The 20,101-nt window shown below is 65.9% G+C and carries 22 protein-coding genes; 14 read left to right on the top strand and 8 right to left on the bottom strand.

The features are described from left to right. The first annotated feature begins 93 nt into the window (after positions 1–93). Both DXK93_RS15920 and DXK93_RS15915 read left to right on the top strand, forming a co-directional pair. Positions 94–1,116, top strand: a complete 1,023-nt coding sequence (locus DXK93_RS15920; protein WP_119450561.1) for a putative 2-aminoethylphosphonate ABC transporter substrate-binding protein — start codon at positions 94–96, stop codon at positions 1,114–1,116. Positions 1,117–1,211: 95 nt separating this feature from the next. Then, positions 1,212–2,342, top strand: a complete 1,131-nt coding sequence (locus tag DXK93_RS15915; RefSeq protein ID WP_119450560.1) for a TIGR03364 family FAD-dependent oxidoreductase — start codon at positions 1,212–1,214, stop codon at positions 2,340–2,342. A 75-nt stretch (positions 2,343–2,417) separates the two neighbouring features. Here the strand turns inward: DXK93_RS15915 and DXK93_RS15910 are convergent, their stop codons facing one another. The 3 genes from DXK93_RS15910 to DXK93_RS15900 all read right to left on the bottom strand — a co-directional run bounded on the left by DXK93_RS15910 (position 2,418) and on the right by DXK93_RS15900 (position 5,992). Then, positions 2,418–3,566, bottom strand: a complete 1,149-nt coding sequence (locus DXK93_RS15910) for an aromatic ring-hydroxylating dioxygenase subunit alpha (protein ID WP_054451018.1) — start codon at positions 3,564–3,566, stop codon at positions 2,418–2,420. A 243-nt stretch (positions 3,567–3,809) separates the two neighbouring features. After that, positions 3,810–4,820, bottom strand: coding sequence for an acyltransferase (locus DXK93_RS15905; protein ID WP_054451019.1), 1,011 nt, complete (start codon positions 4,818–4,820; stop codon positions 3,810–3,812). Between the two features lie 203 nt (positions 4,821–5,023). Further along, entirely contained in the window at positions 5,024–5,992 is a 969-nt protein-coding gene (locus tag DXK93_RS15900; protein WP_119450559.1) for a tripartite tricarboxylate transporter substrate binding protein, read from the bottom strand. 154 nt (positions 5,993–6,146) lie between these two features. Between DXK93_RS15900 and DXK93_RS15895 the strand changes: the two genes are divergently transcribed. From DXK93_RS15895 to DXK93_RS15840, 12 genes are all read left to right on the top strand, one after another. Continuing rightward, positions 6,147–7,001, top strand: a complete 855-nt coding sequence (locus DXK93_RS15895) for an IclR family transcriptional regulator (protein ID WP_119450558.1) — start codon at positions 6,147–6,149, stop codon at positions 6,999–7,001. A gap of 92 nt (positions 7,002–7,093) precedes the next feature. Beyond that, the gene (locus tag DXK93_RS15890; RefSeq protein ID WP_054451022.1) at positions 7,094–7,360 is read left to right on the top strand and encodes an exodeoxyribonuclease VII small subunit; all 267 of its coding nucleotides are present in this window, start codon (positions 7,094–7,096) and stop codon (positions 7,358–7,360) included. Between the two features lie 7 nt (positions 7,361–7,367). Then, positions 7,368–8,279: a polyprenyl synthetase family protein gene (locus DXK93_RS15885; RefSeq protein ID WP_054451023.1), complete on the top strand. Its 912-nt coding sequence runs from the start codon at positions 7,368–7,370 to the stop codon at positions 8,277–8,279. A 53-nt stretch (positions 8,280–8,332) separates the two neighbouring features. Next, complete coding sequence (dxs, locus tag DXK93_RS15880) at positions 8,333–10,195, top strand: 1-deoxy-D-xylulose-5-phosphate synthase (RefSeq protein WP_119450557.1); 1,863 nt, start codon at positions 8,333–8,335, stop codon at positions 10,193–10,195. A 193-nt stretch (positions 10,196–10,388) separates the two neighbouring features. Then, on the top strand, positions 10,389–11,186 hold the full coding sequence (gene folE2 / locus DXK93_RS15875) for a GTP cyclohydrolase FolE2 (protein ID WP_054451025.1): 798 nt from the start codon (positions 10,389–10,391) through the stop codon (positions 11,184–11,186). A gap of 7 nt (positions 11,187–11,193) precedes the next feature. Further along, the gene (locus tag DXK93_RS15870) at positions 11,194–12,117 is read left to right on the top strand and encodes a DUF817 domain-containing protein (RefSeq protein ID WP_119450556.1); all 924 of its coding nucleotides are present in this window, start codon (positions 11,194–11,196) and stop codon (positions 12,115–12,117) included. A 192-nt stretch (positions 12,118–12,309) separates the two neighbouring features. After that, positions 12,310–12,687 (top strand): 30S ribosomal protein S6, encoded by a 378-nt coding sequence (gene rpsF / locus DXK93_RS15865; RefSeq protein WP_013392507.1) that lies wholly within the window; start codon positions 12,310–12,312, stop codon positions 12,685–12,687. Positions 12,688–12,738: 51 nt separating this feature from the next. Beyond that, the gene (gene priB, locus DXK93_RS15860) at positions 12,739–13,062 is read left to right on the top strand and encodes a primosomal replication protein N (RefSeq protein WP_054451027.1); all 324 of its coding nucleotides are present in this window, start codon (positions 12,739–12,741) and stop codon (positions 13,060–13,062) included. A gap of 110 nt (positions 13,063–13,172) precedes the next feature. Next, positions 13,173–13,445, top strand: a complete 273-nt coding sequence (gene rpsR, locus DXK93_RS15855; RefSeq protein ID WP_006218308.1) for a 30S ribosomal protein S18 — start codon at positions 13,173–13,175, stop codon at positions 13,443–13,445. 14 nt (positions 13,446–13,459) lie between these two features. Continuing rightward, positions 13,460–13,915: a 50S ribosomal protein L9 gene (gene rplI, locus DXK93_RS15850; RefSeq protein ID WP_054451028.1), complete on the top strand. Its 456-nt coding sequence runs from the start codon at positions 13,460–13,462 to the stop codon at positions 13,913–13,915. A gap of 127 nt (positions 13,916–14,042) precedes the next feature. Continuing rightward, positions 14,043–14,882 carry a hypothetical protein gene (locus tag DXK93_RS15845; protein WP_119450555.1) on the top strand — a complete coding sequence of 280 codons (840 nt, stop codon included), beginning with the start codon at positions 14,043–14,045 and terminating at the stop codon, positions 14,880–14,882. Beyond that, a complete protein-coding gene (locus DXK93_RS15840; RefSeq protein ID WP_054451030.1) occupies positions 14,879–16,261 on the top strand; it encodes a replicative DNA helicase in 1,383 nt (460 codons plus the stop codon). The genes DXK93_RS15845 and DXK93_RS15840 overlap by 4 nt, the downstream gene beginning before the upstream one ends. Before the next feature lie 64 nt (positions 16,262–16,325). Here the strand turns inward: DXK93_RS15840 and DXK93_RS15835 are convergent, their stop codons facing one another. From DXK93_RS15835 to DXK93_RS15815, 5 genes are all read right to left on the bottom strand, one after another. Then, on the bottom strand, positions 16,326–17,303 hold the full coding sequence (locus tag DXK93_RS15835) for a bile acid:sodium symporter family protein (protein ID WP_054451031.1): 978 nt from the start codon (positions 17,301–17,303) through the stop codon (positions 16,326–16,328). A 136-nt stretch (positions 17,304–17,439) separates the two neighbouring features. Beyond that, a complete protein-coding gene (gene pdxA, locus DXK93_RS15830) occupies positions 17,440–18,420 on the bottom strand; it encodes a 4-hydroxythreonine-4-phosphate dehydrogenase PdxA (RefSeq protein WP_082400687.1) in 981 nt (326 codons plus the stop codon). Positions 18,421–18,466: 46 nt separating this feature from the next. Then, entirely contained in the window at positions 18,467–18,775 is a 309-nt protein-coding gene (locus DXK93_RS15825) for a hypothetical protein (RefSeq protein WP_054451033.1), read from the bottom strand. A gap of 42 nt (positions 18,776–18,817) precedes the next feature. Further along, on the bottom strand, positions 18,818–19,276 hold the full coding sequence (locus tag DXK93_RS15820; protein ID WP_054451034.1) for an Lrp/AsnC family transcriptional regulator: 459 nt from the start codon (positions 19,274–19,276) through the stop codon (positions 18,818–18,820). Between the two features lie 109 nt (positions 19,277–19,385). Continuing rightward, the gene (locus DXK93_RS15815) at positions 19,386–19,991 is read right to left on the bottom strand and encodes a hypothetical protein (RefSeq protein ID WP_054451035.1); all 606 of its coding nucleotides are present in this window, start codon (positions 19,989–19,991) and stop codon (positions 19,386–19,388) included. Positions 19,992–20,101: the final 110 nt, after the last annotated feature.

The following is a 20,101-nucleotide window of genomic DNA, read 5'->3' as shown; positions in this document are numbered from 1 at the left end:
CCCTCTCACCTGTCTGCACCGCTTGCCGGGGCCGGTTCGCGCCAGCCCCGGGGGCCTCCCTCAGCCTTTTTCCGCCTACCCACGGAGTACTTCATGAATCGCTACAAGCTGCTTGCACTGGCCGCCGCCCTGACGGGCGTGACGGGCGCCGCCTCCGCCGAGACCACGCTGACGGTCTACACCGCGCTCGAAGCCGACCAGATCAAGGCCTACCAGGCCGCGTTCGAGAAGGCCAATCCCGACATCAAGATCCAGTGGGTGCGCGACTCCACCGGCATCATCACCGCCAAGCTGCTGGCCGAAAAGAACAACCCCAAGGCCGACGCCATCTGGGGCCTGGCCGGCACCTCGCTGGGCCTGATGGACAAGGAAGGCATGCTGCAGCCCTACGCCCCCAAGGGCCTGGACCAGATCGCCGCCAACATGCGCGACGCCAAGGCCGAGCCCAGCTGGGTCGGCATGGACGGCTTCGCCGCCGCCATCTGCTTCAACACCATCGAAGCCGAAAAGCAGAAGCTGCCCAAGCCCACTTCGTGGCAGGACCTGACCAAGCCGGTGTACGCCGGCAAGATCGTGATGCCGAACCCGGCTTCGTCGGGCACCGGCTTCCTGGACGTCAGCGCCTGGCTGCAGATCTTCGGTGAAGAGAAGGGCTGGGCCTACATGGACGCCCTGCACAAGAACATCGGTTCGTACACGCACTCGGGCTCCAAGCCCTGCAACATGGCTGCCGCCGGCGAATTCCCGATCGGCGTGTCGTTCGACTACCGCGCCGCCAAGCTGAAGGCCGACGGCGCGCCCGTCGAAGCCGTGTTCCCCTCGGAAGGCCTGGGCTGGGAAGTGGAAGCCACCGCCATCGTGAAGGGCACTAAGAACCTGGAAGCCGCCCGCAAGCTGGCCGACTTCTCCGCCAGCCGCGAAGCCAACGAACTGTACAAGGCCAACTTCGCCGTGCTGGCCATCCCGTCGATCGCCACGTCCAATCCGAACCTGCCGGCCGACCTGATGCAACGCATGATCAAGAACGACTTCACCTGGGCCGCCACCAACCGCGACCGCATCATCGCCGAGTGGACCAAGCGCTACGACGGCAAGTCCGAGCCGAAGAAGAAGTAAGTCCGTTTGACCGCGGCGGCGCCGGACGCCGCCGCGCCCCGGGGGGCGCCCGCCAGGGCGGCTCCCGCCGCATTTCCCTTTGCAATGTTCCACAGATGAAAAATTTCGACGTAGTCGTGGTGGGCGCCGGCATGCTGGGCATCGCCCACGCCTGGGCCGCCGCCAAGCGCGGCCTGTCGGTGGCCGTGATCGAGCGCAGCCGCCAGGCGCATGGCGCCACCATCCGCAATTTCGGCCAGGTCATCGTGACGGGCCAGGCCCCCGGCATGATGCTGTCGCACGCCCAGCAGGCGCGCGAACTGTGGCTGGAACTGGCGGACCGAGCGGGTTTCCATGTGCGCGCCAACGGCGCCCTGGTGCTGGCGCGCAATGCCGAAGAGGCGGACGTGCTGCAGGAATTCGCCGACACGCGCATGCGCCAGGAAGGCTATCGGGCCGACCTGCTGTCGGCCCGCGAGGTGGCCCGGTTGTACGGCGGCCAGCTGGCGCACCACTGCGCGGGTTTGCAAGGTCATGACGATCTGCAGATCTATTCGCGCGAGGCGCTGCCGGCCATCACGCGCTACCTCGCGGAATCGCTGGGTGTGCAGTTCATCACCGGCACGCTGGCGCGCGCGGTCGAGGGCGGGCTGGTGTGTACCTCGGCTGGCGAATTCAAGGGCGGACACGTGTTCGTCTGCCCCGGGCATGACTACCTGACCCTGCTGCCCGAGCGCTTTGCGCCGATGAACCTGGAGGTCACGCGCCTGCAGATGTTGCGCGCCGCGTTCGAGACTCATCCCATCGCGCTGGACCGCCCCTTGCTGACCGGCCTGTCCTGCGTGCATTACGGCGCATTCTCGGACCTGCCGTCGGCGCTGGCGTTGCGCGACGTGATCCAGGCGCGCACGCCCATGCTGCTGGAGAACGGCATCCACCTGCTGATCAGCCCCACGCCTTATGGCGAACTGATCATCGGCGATTCGCACCGCTACGGCCAGGACGCGCCGCCGTTCAACGACGAGGCGGTCGACAATGCCATGCTGGACCTGGCGACCCAGGCGCTGGGCGCGCGCCTGCGCGTGCTGGAGCGCTGGCAGGGCGTCTATGGCGCGCATGGCCCCGCTCCGTTCTCGGTCATGCCGGTGGATCCGGCCACGACGGTTGCGGTGATGCACTCGGGCGTGGGCATGACGGTGGGACTGGCCATCGGCGAGCGTACGGTGGCGGGTGTGCTGGGCCGCTGATCGCGGCAGCCGGAAAGAAGAAAGGCCTCGCATGTGCGAGGCCTTTTTGCATGGGACAGGCGCCGGAGCCAGGCTTCAGACCCGCTCCTGCATGATGCGGCGATACCATTCATGGAAGTGCTGCATGCCGTCTTCCATGGGCGACTGGTAGGGACCGGTTTCGTTCACGCCGCGCAGCATCAGCGCCTTGCGGCCCGCGTCCATGCGCTCGGCGATCTCGTCGTCCTCGATCGCCGTTTCCATGTAGGCGGCGCGCTGCGCCTCGACGAACTCGCGTTCGAAGGCGGCGATTTCCTCGGGGTAGTAGAACTCGACCACGTTCACAGTTTCCTGCGGGCCCTTCGGGTACAGCGTGGAGAGCACCAGCACATGCGGATACAGCTCGATCATGTGGGTCGGGAAGTACGTGACCCAGACCGCGCCGAAATCAGGCGCATCGCCTTCGCGGAACGCCAGCAGGCGGTCGTGCCATTGCTTGTACACGTCGGACCCCGGCTGCGCCAGGGCGTTGTGCACGCCGACCTTCTGCAGGCTGTACCAGTCGTTGAACTCCCAGCTCAGGTCGTCGCAGGTGACGAAGCGGCCCAGGCCCGGATGGAACGGACCGACGTGGTAGTCCTCGAGATAGACCTCGATGAAGGTCTTCCAGTTGTAGTTGCACTGGTGCACTTCGACGTGGTCCAGCACGTAGTCGCCGAAGTCGAATTCCGGGCGCGAGAACAGCGGCGCCATGTCGGCGGCCGGATCACGCGGGCCTTCGAACAGCAGGCCATGGCAGTCGCGCAGGCGGAACTTCTGCAGGTTCATGCAGGGCGTGGTGGCGAACTGGGGCGCGCCCAACAACTCGCCCTGGTTGTTGTACGTCCAACGATGCAAGGGGCAGACGATATTGCCGCCGGTTGCCTTCAGATTGCCATGCGTATTGCAGTTGCCGGCCACATTGCCGGTTTCGCCGCCAAGCATCAGCGCCTGGCGGTGGCGGCAGACATTTGAGATGAGTTCGACGCCTTGCTGGTTGCGAACCAGCACGCGTCCTCCGTCTTCCTGGACCAACGTACGCCAATCCCCGATTTCGGGCACCACTTTCTGGTGGCCGACGTATTGTGAGGATTGCTTGAAAATGAGTTCTTGCTCGCGGGCAAAGAGGGCTTCGTCAAAATACGCGCTGACGGGTAGCTGGGTGCGAGCTGGCACTACATGTGCCATCCGACCGATGTCGGTCATGATTCCCCCCGCTCGGATAAAAAAGCCAGGACGGAGGGGCTTTTGCCTGGCGGCTTTGAAATCCGCAGGATGCGTTCCGTGCTGGCGCGAAGAAAAATCGGTGTCTGGCCGATCAAATAAGCCGTGAATTGTACCCCAAGCCCTTACCCCGCGCCCGTGAAGATCTGCGAAGCTTCGTGAAGTTATGCCGTAGCCGTCGTGCACGCGCTGCGCGAGGCATAACCCCTTGAAGATGTAGGCCTTTCAGACGAAGCGCCGGGTGGCCGGATGGCGTCTCATCAGCCAGCTGCTGGCCGCCGACAACATGAACACGGCCACCGCCAGCATGGGCAGCGTCCAGGCCTCGTTGCGCGCGCCCGTCAAGGCGCCGGCGCGATGCGCCACGTCCAGGAACAGCGGATGGATCAGGTAGACACCGAAGGTCAAAGGCGCCAGAGAGGCCAGCCGCGGCAGGCGCGGCGACCCAACGATCCACTGGAACGCGGCCAGCGACATGAACGGCACCGTGAGACTGAAGTAATCGTAGAAGTAGGTATCCAGCGCGCGGTTGCTCGACATCGTGTACACGCCCAGCGCGGTCGCGGCGACGCTGGCCGCCAGCATCAGGCCGGGACGCGGGATGCGCATCTGGCCGTCGAAGATCAGGCGGCCCGCCACGAAGTAGCCCAGATAGGGCAGGAACCAGGTCAGGAAGAAGCCCGCGGGCGCGCCCAGCGCGCGGCGGTACAGCGCGTCCAGGATCGCCACGCCCAGGATGCCGACCACCCACAAGGCGCGGGCGCGCGGCGTGCTGCGCGCATACAGGACGCGCACCAGCGGCGCGAACAGATACAGGCCCACGATCATGTACAGGTACCACAGGTGGTAGTACGGCTCGCCCTGCACCAGCTTGCGCGGCCAGAACGAAAAATCGATGCGGCCGTCGTCCCACCAATCCAGCGCCGTGCGCCAGGCCAGATAGAAAAACGTCCAGAACAAGAGCGGCGCGCAGATCCGCGCCATGCGCCGGCTGTAGAACTGGCGCGCGTCCTGCGGCTTGTCGGGATCCAGCAGCAGGGCGCCGCTGACCATGACGAACACGGGCACGCACCAGCGCGCCGCCGAGTCGTACAGATTGGCCGCCAGCCACGCTCCCCCGCCGTACACCGCGGGGTTGCTTACCACCATGGCGGCGCTGTGCAGCAGCACGACGGCTACCGCCGCCAACCAGCGGGCGGCATCCAGGCGCGCATATTTCTCTTCGGCGTACGGCATCGGGCTCCCATGGCGGTGTCTACTTTTTCACCATAGCAGCGGGCAGCGTCCTGGTTCTGTATCCAGGAGTTAGAGGGCATATCGACGCGCATGAAAAACCGGCAGGGGCGCTGGAGCCCTCTGCCGGCGGACGCCGCGCGGCGCGGCGCATTCACGGGCGGGCGCGGGCCCGCCTACGTTTTGTCACGAAACCAGCCGCGCCATCATTGCAGGACGATATTGGCCTGCTTGATCAGTTGCGCCACGATCGGCTGTTCGGTCTTGATCTGCTTGTCCAGTTCGGCAGCCGTGCCCGAGCGCGGGTCGATGCCCATGTCCAGCATGCGCTTCTTGATGGTCTCGTCCTGCAGGGTCTCGGCCAGGGCCTGCTGCAGCTTTTCCATCACGGGGGCGGGGGTGCCCTTGGGCGCCACGAAGCTGAACCAGGCGGTCATGTCGAACGCGGGATAGCCTTGTTCGGCCAGCGTCGCCAGCTTGGGCTGCGTCGCCAGGCGGCCCGGGCTGGTGATGGCGAAGACCTTGACCTTGCCGGCATCGGCCTGCGGCATGCCGGTGGCCACCATGTCGAAGAACAGGTCCACGTCGCCGCTGACCAGGGCGGGCAGGGCCTGGGTCGCGCCCTTGAAGGGCACGTGCAGGATGTCGATGCCCGCGCGTTCCTTGAAGAGTTCGCCCGCCAGGTGCGAGGACGTGCCCGGGCCGAAGGTGGCGAAGGTCAGCTTGCCTGGATTCTGCTTGGCGTAGGCCACCACGTCCTGGGTGCTGTTGAACGGCCGCTTGGGGCTGGACAGCAGGACCAGCGGCCCGACGCCGACCATGCCGATGCGGGCGAAGCCATCGGGATCGTAGGGCAGTTCCTTGTATAGATAGCGGTTGGTGACCAGCGTGGAGTTGGTCGCCATCAGGATGGTGTAGCCGTCCGGCGCTTCGCGCGAAACAAAGGCCGCCCCGATCGAGGTGCCGGCGCCTGCCTTGTTCTCGACGATCATGGGCTGGCCCAGCGTCTTGGCCATGCGCTCGGCCAGGATGCGGGTCAGCACGTCGGTGGCGCCGCCGGCGGGGAAGGGCGAGACCACCTTGATCGGCCGGGCCGGATAGGTTTCGGCCTGGGCGCCCAGTGCGGCGGCGCTGAGCAGCAGGCTGGCCAGCAGTTTGAAGCTAGTGCGAATCATGTTTTCCCCTTGAAATCGCGTGCATGAGTGGATGGTCGGGCCTGGCTTGGCGCTGCGGGTAGCGCTTGCCAAGTCTCCTTGGGTGCATTAAATTCCGTAAAATGGAATTTAATTTTGTTATTCGAAATAAACTATAAAAACGAAGCGAATAGAAATGCAATCTTTTTCTGACGCCAAGCGCATCGCCCATCCCGCCGCCAAACCGGACGGCAAGGTCGAACTCAGCCTGCCCGCGCGCCGCAAGCGCGCCGCCGGCGCGGGCGGGGGCGCCAACTCGCCTGATTTCATTACCGCACTGGCGCGCGGGCTGGATGTACTGCGCTGTTTTCGCCATGGCGTGACGGCCTTGGGCAATCTGGACCTGGCGCGCCTGACCGGTTTGCCCAAGCCCACCATCAGCCGCATCACCTACACCCTTACTGAATTGGGTTATCTGTGCTATCACCCGGACACCGGCAAATATTCGCCTGGCTATGGCGTGCTGGCGCTGGGCTTCGGCCTGCTGGCCGGGCTGGAGGTGCGCGAACTGGCCAAGGCCTCGATGACCGAGCTGGCGCGCGCCACCGGCGGCGCGGTGGCCCTGGGCGCCTTCGATGGCGATGCCATGACCTACGTCGAGGCCATCCATGGGTCTTCGGCGCTCTACCTGCGCCTGCCCGTCGGCTATCGCGCCAGCCTGGACAGCGCCATGGGCCGGGCCTACCTGGCCAGCCTGCCGCCCCAGGCCTGCGCCGACGCGTTGGCCCGGCTGGGCGAGACCGCGCCGGACGCGGCCGCCATGGAGCGCGCCCGCGCCGAACTGCGCGACACGGGCTGCTGCTACGCCATCGGCGAATGGCAGTCGGGGATCAATGCGGTCGCCGTGCCGTTTGCCTCCATTACGGGCGAGGGCGTCTTCGTCATGAGCTGCGGCGGGCCCGCCAGCCTCTTGCCCGAGGCGGACCTGCGTACGCGCGTGGCGCCGCTGCTGCAGGGCGCCATTGCGGGGCTGGCAGGCGCTGCGGCCTGAGACGCGCCGCGCGCGGCGGCAAGCCCGACGGCCTTGCGGGTATCTCGTACAATTCACGGATTGATCCACCCCTAGCGCCCTCGGAGACCCGTTTGGCCAAATCTTCACAAGCCGATCCGCAGATCGATGACCGTCCCTTGCCCCAGGATTTCGAAACGGCGCTGGCCGAACTCGAATCGCTGGTAGCGGCCATGGAAGACGGCTCGTTGCCGCTGGAGCAGTCGCTGGCCGCCTACCGGCGCGGCGTGGCGCTCACGCGGGTCTGCCAGGAACGCTTGGCGCAGGCCGAACAGCAGGTCAAGGTCCTGGAGGGCGACTTGCTGCGTCCGCTGGACCCGGCGGCGCTGGATGACGAATAAGAACCCGATGAAGCAAATTCAACTCGCCTTCCCGGAATGGTTGCAAGGCCGTGTCCAGCACGTCGAAGACGTCCTGGACGATCTGCTCCCCCCGGCGGACGCGTTGCCCGCGCGGCTGCATGAAGCCATGCGCTACGCCGTGCTTGGCGGCGGCAAGCGGGTGCGCGCCGCGCTGGTCTACGCGGCGGGGCAGGCCTGCCCCGTCAGCGGCAGCGTGCTGGCCGTGCAGGCCTCGCTGGACCGCGCCGCCGCGGCGGTGGAACTGATCCACGCCTATTCGCTGGTGCATGACGATCTGCCCTGCATGGACGACGACACGCTGCGCCGCGGCCGTCCCACCACCCACGTGAAGTTCGACGAAGCCACCGCCATGCTGGCGGGCGATGCGCTGCAACCGCTGGCCTTCGATCTGCTGGCTTCCATGCCGATCGCGCCCGCGCTGATCGTGCAGGCCACTCAGTCGCTGGCGCGCGCCGCCGGCAGCCAGGGCATGGCCGGCGGCCAGGCCATTGACCTGTTCAGCGTCGGCCGCGCGCTGTCGCGCGACGAGCTGCAAACCATGCACAGCATGAAGACGGGCGCCATGCTGGCTTGCAGCGTGGCCCTGGGCGGCATCGTGGCGGGCGCCAGTTCGGCCTCGCGCCAGGCGCTGGACGCCTACGCGCAGGCGGTGGGCCTGGCCTTCCAGGTGGTCGACGACATCCTGGACGTGACCGCCGACAGCGCCAGCCTGGGCAAGACGCCGGGCAAGGACGCCGCCGAGAACAAGCCCACCTATGTATCGCTTCTGGGCCTGGACGGCGCGCGCGCGTTCGCCCAGGAACTGCGTGAGGACGCGCTGGCCGCCCTGGCTCCGCTGGGCGAGGCCGGATCGCGCCTGGCTGAACTGGCCGACTTCATCGTCCTACGAGACCGCTGAACCGGGACCAGCCCGGGCTGGAGGCAGGCCGGGCCAACGAACCACATAAAAGCATGACGACAGATTTACTGGACCGCATTCAATCCCCGGCTGACCTCAAGCGCCTGGATCGCCGCGAGCTGAAGAAGCTGGCCGACGAGCTGCGCGGCTTCGTGCTGGAATCGGTGTCCAAAACGGGCGGGCACCTGTCGTCCAACCTGGGCACGGTCGAGCTCACCCTGGCCCTGCATCAGGTGTTCGACACGCCGCATGACCGCATCGTCTGGGACGTAGGCCACCAGTCCTACCCGCACAAGATCCTGACTGGCCGCCGCGCCGGCATGGCCAAGCTGCGCCAGCAGGGCGGGATTTCGGGTTTCCCCAAGCGCAGTGAATCCGAGTACGACGCCTTCGGCACCGCGCATTCGTCCACTTCCATCTCGGCGGCGCTGGGCATGGCGGTGGCCTCGCGCAACGCCGGCGTGCAGCGCCAGCACATCGCCATCATCGGCGACGGCGCGATGTCCGCCGGCATGGCCTTCGAAGCCATGAACAATGCCGGCGTCACGCCCAACATCAACCTGCTGGTGATCCTGAACGACAACGACATGTCGATCTCGCCGCCAGTGGGGGCGCTGAACCGCTACCTGGCGCGCCTGATGTCGGGCCGCTTCTATGCGGCCGCCAAGAACGTCGGCCGCGCGGTGTTGCAACACGTGCCGCCGGTGCTGGAACTGGCGCGCCGCTTCGAAGAGCATGCCAAGGGCATGGTCACGCCGGCCACGCTGTTCGAGGAATTCGGCTTCAACTACGTCGGCCCGATCGACGGGCACGACCTGGACGCGCTGGTGCCCACGCTGCAGAACCTCAAGGCCCTGGAAGGCCTGCAGTTCCTGCACGTGGTCACCAAGAAGGGCCAGGGCTACAAGCTGGCCGAGGCCGACCCGGTGCTGTACCACGGTCCGGGCAAGTTCGATCCGGCCGTCGGCATCCAGCAATCGAAGGCGCCGGGCAAGCGCAGCTTCACTCAGGTGTTCGGCCAGTGGCTGTGCGACATGGCCGAACAGGATTCGCGCCTGGTCGCCATCACGCCCGCCATGCGCGAGGGCAGCGGGCTGGTGGAATTCGAAAAGCGCTTTCCGCAGCGCTACTTCGACGTGGGCATCGCCGAGCAGCACGCCGTGACGTTCGCCGCGGGCATCGCCTGCGAAGGCCAGAAGCCCGTGGTCGCGATCTACTCCACCTTCATGCAGCGCGGCTACGACCAGTTCATCCACGACGTGGCCCTGCAGAACCTGGACGTGACCTTCGCGCTGGACCGCGCCGGCCTGGTGGGCGCGGACGGCGCCACGCATGCGGGCAATTACGACATCGCCTTCCTGCGCTGCGTGCCCAACATGGTCGTGGCCACGCCCTCGGACGAAAACGAAACGCGGCTGCTGCTGTCGACCTGTTATCAGTATCCCGGCCCGGCGTCGGTGCGCTATCCGCGCGGCGCGGGCTGCGGCGCGGCTGAAGCGCCCGGCCTGGACACGGTCGAGCTCGGCCGCGGCGTGGTGCGCCGCGAGGGCCGCAAGATCGCCATCCTGGGTTTCGGCATGCTGCTTCAGGCCGCGTTGGGCGCGGCTGAAAAGCTGGATGCCACCGTGGCCGACATGCGCTTCGTCAAGCCCATCGACCGCGAACTGATCCTCGAGCTGGCCAGCCGCCATGACGCCCTGGTTACGCTGGAAGACGCTTCCATCATGGGCGGCGCCGGCAGCGCGGTGCTGGAAACGCTGAGCGCGGCGGGGGTTGCGATCCCGGTCCTGCAACTGGGCCTGCCCGACGAGTTCATCGACCACGGCGAGCAGTCGGCGCTGTGGGCCGGCATCGGCCTGGACGCGGCGGGCATCGAAAGCGCGATCCGCGCCCGTTACGCCAATCTGCTGGGCTGAATCCGGCCCGATTCCGCGGGCAGGGGCCAGGCCACTGTCCGCGGCAATGAAACACACTGTTCCGGCCCCGCCAACCTACGGATAAAAGGGTTTTCCCTGGCGATCCGCGGACTATGGGCGATAATGGCCCCCTTCTCAAAGATTCCTAGGCCCGTGCGTTTTCACGACTGATTGCCTAGACAGGTAAGCCGAAATGAATTCTCCGATCGACCCCGCCATCGTGATGCCCGACGTCCAGAGTTCGGCGGACACCCGGCACATCCCGATTCAGCGCGTGGGCATCCGTGGCGTGCGCCACCCCATGTTGATTGAAAGCGGCGACGGCTCGCCCCAGGGCACCGTGGCCAACTGGACGCTCACGGTGGCGCTGCCGCCCGAAGAAAAAGGGACGCACATGTCCCGCTTCGTGGCCCTGCTGGAAAAGTACCGCAGCATCCCCATGACGCCGACCCTGTTCCGCGCCATGGCTGCCGACATGCTGCCGCTGCTGCATGCCGAGCGCGGCGACATCACCGCCGCCTTCCCGTACTTCATCAACAAGTCCGCCCCGATTTCCGGCGTGCAAAGCCTGTTGGACTACGAAGTGCAATGGATCGCCCGCGCCCAGGGCGACGAGGTCGAGTTCGAGTTGATCGTGCAGGTGCCCGTCACCAGCCTCTGTCCCTGCTCCAAGGCCATCTCCGAATACGGCGCGCACAACCAGCGCTCGCACGTCACGGTGTCGGCCATCCTGAATGCCGACATCGGCATGGACGGCGTCATCCGCCTGATCGAAGAAGAAGGCTCGTGCGAACTGTGGGGCCTGCTCAAGCGCCCGGACGAGAAGTACGTCACCGAGCGCGCCTACGACAATCCCAAGTTCGTCGAGGACCTGGTGCGCGACGTGGCTGCCCGCCTGAACGCGCATCCCGGCATCGCCCGCTACCGCGTGGAAGCCGAGAACTTCGAATCCATCCACAACCACTCGGCCTACGCCGTCGTGGAAGGCTGAGCTTTCCGTGAGCCATCCGGCGGCCAATGACTGGCCGCTCATCGCGGGGCTGCAGGAGTGGGAATCGCGGCTGGCCAGCAATCTGGCCGGCCGCGGCCGTTTTGGCGTGGCCCTTTACGAGTTCTTCCGCTTTGGCGTGAAGCAGGCCTGGGCCTGCCTTTTCGGCGGCCTGATGTGCGCGCTGCTGCTGGGCACGCACTGGTGGTATCCGAAAGACGCCGCGCTGGCCCGCTACGACTTCCTGACCCTGGCCGCGCTGGGCATCCAGGCGCTGCTGCTGGCGCTGCGCATGGAAACCTGGAGCGAAGCCCGCGTGATCCTGCTGTTCCATGTGGTGGGCACGGGCATGGAAGTGTTCAAGACCGCCGCGGGTTCGTGGATCTATCCCGAGGCCAGCGTGCTGCGCATCGGCGGCGTGCCGCTGTTCACGGGCTTCATGTACGCGGCGGTGGGCAGCTATCTCGCCCGCGTCTGGCGCCTGTTCGACTTCCGCTTCCGCGCGCATCCGCCGCTGGCGGCCTGCGTGGCGCTGTCGGTGCTGATCTACCTGAACTTCTTCGCGCACCACTACATCATGGATATCCGGTGGGCGCTGTTCGCGCTGACCGCCATCCTGTTCGCCCGCACCTGGGTGTATTTCCGCATTTGGCGGGTCTACCGCCGCATGCCGCTGCTGCTGGGTTTCGTGCTGGTGGCCCTGTTCATCTGGTTCGCCGAGAACATCGGCACCTTCGCCAACGCCTGGCGCTATCCAAACCAGTCGCAGGGCTGGCAACTCGTGTCCATCGCCAAGCTGGGCTCATGGTTCCTGCTGATGATCATCAGCTACGTGATGGTCGGCGTGGTCAACCGTCCCCAGGAAATCGATGTTGCCGATTTGCCTCGGCAGGCGGGGCAGGGCGATGGAAATAGTCCGTCCCTTATTTCCTGACCTGCCTCTGGCTTGCGTCTGACCGCTCAATCGGTGATAATCGAGAGCTTTCTTGCTCGACCGCCCATGGTTTTTGGGTAGCGGGCTGCCCCTTGCGGGCCACTGTTCAAGATGCATATTGCGATCCGCCCCTGATGGAAAGCGGGGGCGCAGGACGGTCGGCCAGCGAGACATCCTCAAGGAGTTTTACTCATGCGTCACTACGAAGTGGTGTTTATCGTTCACCCCGACCAAAGCGAGCAAGTGCCCGCCATGGTCGAGCGTTACCAAGCGCTGGTCACGGGCCAAGGCGGCTCGGTTCACCGCCTGGAAGACTGGGGTCGCCGTCAACTGGCCTACCCGATCCAGAAGCTCGTCAAGGCTCACTACGTCTGCCTGAACATCGAGTGCGGCCAAGCCACGCTGGATGAGCTGGAACACTCGTTCCGCTACAACGACGCCGTTCTGCGCCACCTGGTCATCAAGACCAAGAAGGCTCAAGCCACGCCCTCGATCATGATGAAGTCGGTCGAACGCGAAGAAGCCCGCAAGGCTTCGGCTGAAGCAGCAGCGCCGGCTCAGGCCGAGTAAGCAGGGCTCACGCAGAGCTCATCCCATGAAGTCCCCTCGGTGCCTGGCAGGATGAACAAGCTGGAACTCAGCGCCCGCGTTCTCGAATGCGAGCCTTTGCGCCACACTCCCGCCGGTTTGCCCGCACTGGAAATGGTGCTGGCGCACGAGTCCGAAGTCATCGAAGCAGGCCACCCGCGCCGCGTCGAACTGACTATCGCGGCCGTGGCACTGGGCGATCTGGCGTTGCTGCTGAAGGACACCGCGCTAGGGTCCGAATTGCTGGTGCAGGGGTTTCTGGCTCCCACCCGCAAGGACTCGGTGAAGGTCAAGCTGCATTTGCAGCAGGCACGCAGGATCAGCGGCAGCGCAGGGCGCGATCCGCTGGTGGCTTGAAGGGAATTGGGCAAGAGGCGCGATGAGCGCCTTCTGATTACGGATAGGTTATGGGGGTTTGGGCCCGTTTTGGGTAGAACCCGGCCCCCTCAAACAAAGAGGCACATATCATGGCTTTCTTCGGAAAACGCAAGGAAAAACGCAAATTCACGCAGCAGAACCCGCTCTTCAAGCGTCGTAAGTTCTGCCGCTTCACCGCTGCCGGCGTGGAAGAGATCGACTACAAGGATCTGGACACCCTGCGCGACTTCGTGCAAGAAAACGGCAAGATCATCCCGGCTCGCCTGACCGGCACCAAGGCAATCTACCAGCGTCAGCTGGACACCGCCATCAAGCGCGCGCGCTTCCTGGCCCTGTTGCCTTACACCGACAACCACAACTAATCCGGGGCACTGAAATGCAAGTTATTCTGCTCGAAAAAGTCGTCAACCTGGGTAACCTCGGCGAAGTCGTCCGCGTGCGTGATGGCTACGCCCGCAACTTCCTGATCCCCCAGCGCAAGGCCCGTCGCGCAACCGACGCCGCCCTGAAGGAATTCGAAGCGCGCCGCGCCGAACTGGAAAAGGCCCAGGCTGAAAAGCTGGCCGCCGCCCAGGCTCTGGGCGAGCGCGTCGCCGGCTTCCAGCTGAAGATCGTCCAGAAGGCTGGCGTCGACGGCCGCCTGTTCGGCTCGGTCACCAACGCCGACATCGCTGAAGGCCTGCGCAAGGCCGGCTTCGAAGCCGTGGAAAAGGCGCAAATCCGCCTGCCCAACGGCCAGCTGAAGTCGATCGGCGAGTTCCCGGCCCAGGTTGCCCTGCACGCCGACGTTCTGGTCGACGTGACGATCCTGGTCGAAGGCGAACTGTCCTAAGCCGGTACCCGCAGTAAAAAAGAAGCCGGCCCGCGCGCCGGCTTTTTTTCTTTTTGTCCATCGCGTATTGCGTGTAGTCTTCGGACTCCACGATCCAGGCCCCGCGCCGCATTCCTCAGAGGACGTCTTGACTCAGCCCCCCGTTCACCACAACGCGCCCCCCGGCCTGCGAGCCTGGTTGGATAGCGTGGATGCGTCGCGTGAACCTTCGGTGAGGGATTTGACGATAGATGGCGTGCGCTGCATCATCAAGCGCCGCCGTCCCGGCATCGGTCAGGGCGTGAGCTACGCGCTGCGCTATGTGCGCGCCCTGTTCCTGGGCGTGGGATGCAAGATTTTCCTCGGCGAGTTTCCACGTCCGGGCGTGTTGCTGCGCAACGGCCTGACGCACGAGTCGCAGCGCCTGGCGCAACTGCTCAAGGCCGGTTGCCGCGTGCCCGAGGTCTGGTGGCAGGAGCAAGGCCTGCTGGTGCTGGAATACGTGGGCGAAGACCTGGCCGACCTGATCCGCAACGAGGACACGACGTCCCGCTTGTGGCTAGCGCGCGCCGCGGCAGCAGATCTGGCCGCTTTCCATGCCCGCGGCATGTGGCATGGCGGCGCCCAGATCCGCAACATCACCCTGCAGGACGGCGAGCTGTGGCGCATCGATTTCGAAGAGAACATCGGTTCGACCCTGTCGCGCCCGCTGGCCCAGGCCTATGACCTGTTCCAGATGCTGGCCTCTCTGGTGTCTTTGCGTAAATTGCCGGACGACGTGGCCCGCACGCTGGGTAAACTGGCGTTCGAAGTCTATTTCGAAAGCAACCCCGACCCCGAGGTCCGAGCCCGCCTGACGCGCCTGGCGCGCGTGCTCTGCGGCATTGCCGCGCCCTTGCGCGTGGTGCTGGGCCGATTGCCCTCGCGCGATATCCAGGGATTCTTCCGCGTCGCGGACATCCTGCAGCCGTTACTATTGAAGTCATGAATACACCTGCCGACTCCCAGCTCGAATACCTGCGCGTTCCCCCCCATTCCATCGAGGCGGAACAGTCGGTTCTGGGCGGCCTGCTGCTGGACAACGCAGCCTGGGACCGCATCGCCGACGTGCTGGTCGAAGAGGATTTCTACCGGCACGACCACCGGCTTATCTGGCACCATATTGCCCGCCTGATCGGGCTGGCGCGCCCGGCGGACGTCATCACCGTCCACGAGTCGCTGGTCAGCGCCGGCAAGGCCGAGGATGCCGGCGGCCTGGCCTATTTGAACGCGCTGGCCCACAACACGCCGTCGGCCGCCAACATCCGCCGTTATGGCGAGATCGTGCGCGAGCGCGCCATGCTGCGCAAGCTGGTCGCGATCGCCGACGAGATCTCCGCGGCCGCCATGAGCCCGCAGGGCAAGGAAGCGCGCCAACTGCTGGACGAGGCCGAGTCCAAGGTGTTCCAGATCGCCCAGGAAGGCGCACGCGGCGCCGCGGGCTTCCAGGAAATCCAGCCGCTGCTGACGCAGGTGGTGGAGCGCATCGACGAGCTCTATCACCGCGAGAGCACCTCCGACGTGACCGGCGTGCCCACGGGCTTCACCGATCTGGACAAGATGACTTCGGGCATGCAGGGCGGCGACCTGATCATCGTGGCCGGCCGTCCGTCGATGGGCAAGACCTCGTTCTCGATGAACATCGGCGAACACGTGGCCATCGAGGAAGGGCTGCCGGTGGCGGTGTTCTCCATGGAAATGGGCGCGGTCCAGCTGGCCATGCGTATGCTGGGCTCCGTGGGCCTGCTGGACCAGCATCGCATGCGGACCGGCAAGCTGATCGCCGAGGACTGGCCACGCGTGACCCACGCAGTCCAGCTGATGCAGGACGCGCAGGTCTACATCGACGAATCGCCGGCGCTCAGCCCGATGGAAGTGCGGGCGCGCGCGCGCCGCCTGGCGCGCCAATGCGGCCAGCTCGGCCTGATCATCATCGACTACCTGCAGCTCATGTCGGGCAATGGCTCGGGCGAAAACCGGGCCACCGAAGTGTCGGAAATCAGCCGCTCGCTCAAGGGCCTGGCCAAGGAACTGAACTGCCCGCTGATCGCGCTGTCGCAGCTGAACCGAAGCCTGGAACAGCGTCCCAACAAGCGCCCCGTGATGAGCGACCTGCGCGAATCCGGCGCTATCGAACAGGACGCGGACGTGATCCTGTTCATTTACCGCGACGAGGTCTACAACCCCGATTCGCCGGACAAGGGCACCGCCGAGATCATCATCGGCAAGCAGCGTAACGGTCCCATTGGTTCCGTGCGTTTGACCTTCCAGGGCTCCAGCACGCGCTTCCTGAACTTCTCGGGCGCGCAGCCGCGCGACATGTACTGAACCTGTCCGGTCCAAGAAAAAACCGCGCCTCGGCGCGGTTTTTCATTGCAGCTGCGAACCCGCTTCAGGCTTGCGCCTCGGGACGCTTGCCGAAGCGCGCGGCCAGCACGCCGCACACCATCAGCTGGATCTGGTGGAACAGCATCAGCGGCAGCACGATCGCGCCCACGGCGTGGCCGGCGAACAGCACCTGCGCCATCGGAATGCCGCTGGCCAGGCTTTTCTTCGAGCCGCAGAACAGCAGCGTGATGCGGTCTTCGACATTGAAGCCGAACACGCGGCCGGCAAGGGCCGACAGACCCAGCGCCAGCGCCAGGATGACGGCGCAAGCCACCACCAGGCCCGCCAGCGCGGGGATCGGGGTCGAACTCCACAGGCCTTCGTTGATGGCTTCAGAAAACGCCGTGTAGACCACCAGCAGGATGGAGCCCTGGTCGACGAACTTCAGCATGGCCTTGCGCTTGTGCACCCAGGCGCCGATCCAGCGGCGGGCGAACTGGCCCAGCACGAAGGGCAACAGCAGTTGCAGCATGATCTTGCCGACGGCGTCGAACGAGATCGGCGCGCTGCCCGCGTTGGCGACCACCGTGCCCACCAGCAGCGGGGTGATGAAGATGCCGAGCAGGCTGGAGGCGGAGGCGCTGCACACGGCAGCCGGCACGTTGCCGCGCGCCATCGAGGTGAAGGCGATGGCCGATTGCACCGTGGCGGGCAGGCAGCACAGGAACAGGATGCCCAGATAGAGTTCGGGCGTGACCAGCGGTTCCAGCACCGGCTTGAGCGCCAGGCCCAGCAGCGGGAACATGAGGAAGGTCGCGGAGAAGATCGTGAGGTGCAGCTTCCAGTGCGTCAGGCCGGCGATGATGGCCTCGCGCGACAGGCGCGCGCCGTGCAGGAAGAACAGCAGGCCGACCGCGATGTTGGTGATCCAGCCGAACACCACCACGCCTTGCCCATGAGCGGGCACGATGCTGGCGATGATGACGGTGCAGATCAGATAGAGGGTGAAGCGATCGGGAAGAAGGCGGGCAAGGCGTGACATGAGGGATGGAAGGGGGAGGGCGGACGGAAAGCGCCGCGGGCGCCGTAAACGGGCAGTATTGTAGTCCCCGGGACGTCTTGCTTCCTGACAGCCAGTTGTCAGCGCTGCAGGTCGTGGCAGCGCCGCAGCGCGGCGCTCAGGGCGTCATGGCCAGCGCCAGGTCGAACGCCGCGACCAGCGAGGCATGGTCGGCCAGGCCCTTGCCCGCGATGTCGAAGGCAGTGCCGTGGTCCACGCTGGTGCGCACGAAAGGCAGGCCTACCGTCACGTTCACGCCGTGGTCCAGGCCCAGGTACTTGACCGGAATGAGTCCCTGGTCGTGGTATTGCGCCACCACGATATCGAACTCGCCGCGCCGGGCGCGCATGAAGATCGTGTCGCCGGGCCAGGGCCCGCTCGCGTCTATGCCTTGCGCGCGGGCAGCGGCGATTGCGGGCTCGATGATGTCGATGTCTTCGCGGCCGAACTTGCCGCCTTCGCCCGCGTGCGGATTCAGGCCCGCCACCGCGACGCGCGGCTGGGCGATGCCCATCTGGCGGCAGGCCTGGTCGGCCAGCCGCATGGCAGTCAGTTCCGCCTGCGGCGTGATGCGCGCGATCACGTCGGCCAGCGCCACGTGTATGGTCACCAGCAGCACGCGCAACTCGTCGTTGGCCAGCATCATCGCGAAGTCTTGCGTATCCGAGCGTTCCGCGAGGATCTCGGTATGGCCGGGATAGTCGATGCCGGCGGCATGCATGGATTTCTTGTTCAGCGGCGCGGTGACGATGGCGCGGATGCGGCCGGCCTGCGCGTCGTCGATGGCGGCGCAGACATAATCGTAGGCGCCGCGTCCCGCGGCCGCGCTGATCTGCCCCAGGGGCAGGTCGGCGGGCAGGGCGGGGCTGCAGGCGATGACGTTGATGTGGTCCGCGCCCGGCGCTGCCTGGCCGACGTCGGCGACCTCGACGATCTCCAGCCTTGCGCCCAGCTGGGCGGCGGCGCGGCGCAGCGCGCCCGCATCGCCATACACCACGCAAGGCGCGTTCAGGCCTTGCGCGTAGGCCTTGACGACGATTTCGGGACCGATGCCGGCGGCATCGCCCATGGTGATGCCTACGGGCAGGGAGGTGTTCACGATGCGGGGACTGAGGTTGTGTTGCGGATCTGGGTGGGCCGCCGCCTTACTTCGAGGAATTCTTGGGCGGCTCGATGACGCCGCATTCGAAGGTCACGGTGGCGCGCTTGGGGCCCAGGCCGGTCGCGTGGTTGGAGGTGATCTTGGGCTTGACCAGCTTGCGGTCGATCGACTGGCAATACTGTTCGGCCCGCAGCAGGGCCTGGTTCTTGATTTCCACCCAGGTCATCATTTGCGAGCCGGAGCTGTGGGTGACGCTGTAGGTGTCCTTGCCGGCGGGCGTGACCTCGCTCATGCTGGAACAGGCGGTCAGCAGGGCAAGCAATACGGCGGCGGGGGCAAGGCGTGCAAACATGAGGCGTCCTGAAATGGCGATTACCTCAATTACACCATCATTTCATGGCGCGGCCACGGCGCTGCGGCGGTCGAGCTTGCGGCTCAGGACGATGGAAGTCTGGGTCTGCTTGACCCCGTCGATCAGGCCGATGCGGTCCAGCAGTTCGTCCAGCTGTTCGTGGGTTTCGCATCGCAGGAAGATGAGGTAATCGTAGGGGCCGCTGACCGAGGAGACCTCCTCGACTTCGGGCATCTTCTCCAGTTCGCGTATGACCGCGGCGGGAGTCTTGGGCAGTACGCTGATGAAGCAATAGGCGCGCACCGCCGCTTCTTCCAGCAAGCGCCCCAGGCGCACGCCATAGCCCGCCACGATGTGCTCGCGTTCGAGCCGCGCAATGCGCGCCACCACCGTGGTACGGGCCAGGCCGAGCTTGCGCGCCAGGATGGCCGCGGGTTCGCGCGCATTGGCTTGCAGCAGGCTGAGCAGTTGCCGGTCGATGGCGTCGAGTCGTTCGTTCATACGGAAATGGGCGGCATGGAGCGAGAGGGCGCGAGTGCCGACGGTACAGGCCCGGGCCTGCCCGCGTCAATGCGCAGCCGGCCCTCGCACGCCAGCATGGCGCCGGGCGCTAGCCATCGGATTCAGGCGGAATGCCGCCTTGATAGATGCGCCCGTCGAACTCGAAGCGCGTGATGGTCTTGCGCGCGGCATCGAAGATGCGGTCGCGGCTGGCATCGTCCAGGCCGTCGTGGTCGGCGAAGCTGAAGCGGCACAGATCGATGTCGCTATCGTAGAAGGCCGAATGCACATAGCGGCTGACATCGGCCTCGTGCGCGAAATGCGCGAATTCGCGCAACTGCTCCATTTCGTGGAAGGAGCCGTTACGGCTGACCAGCAGCATGCCGAACTTGCGTTCTTCGTCGGCGACGGGTTCCGGCGCGGGCAGGGCGTCGGGATGCCGGGTGTCCTGATAATCGAAACGCGCGCCCAGGTCATGCATGGCCGCCAGCACGCGCTGCCATTGCGCTTCGTCCAAGGTGAGGCGGGCCGCCACGTAGAACAGGCGCTGGCGGCCCAGTGAGCGCGGTTCGGGGCCGCCGATGAAACTGTGCCAGGGAATGGCTGCGTCGAGTCCGGCCAGCTCCGCCATGCGCGCGTCGCTGTATCCCAGCCGGTCCTGCAGGCGCCGCATGGACTGGGCGTCCGGCGCAACGTAGTTCTGGATCGTCTTCATCGGAGGCCTCCGGTTGCACCGGATGCTCGCGGGCGCGCAGCCCTGGAGACGGAGCCGGTGACGTGCGCCGCCGTGCCTCTGCGGCTACGCTTCATGCTAGCGCGGCGCGC

This window comes from Achromobacter sp. K91, assembly GCF_003576205.1.
Lineage (GTDB): Bacteria > Pseudomonadota > Gammaproteobacteria > Burkholderiales > Burkholderiaceae_B > Achromobacter > Achromobacter aegrifaciens.
Note: the sequence above shows the minus strand (reverse complement) of the source record. Positions and strands in the feature narration are given on the sequence as shown.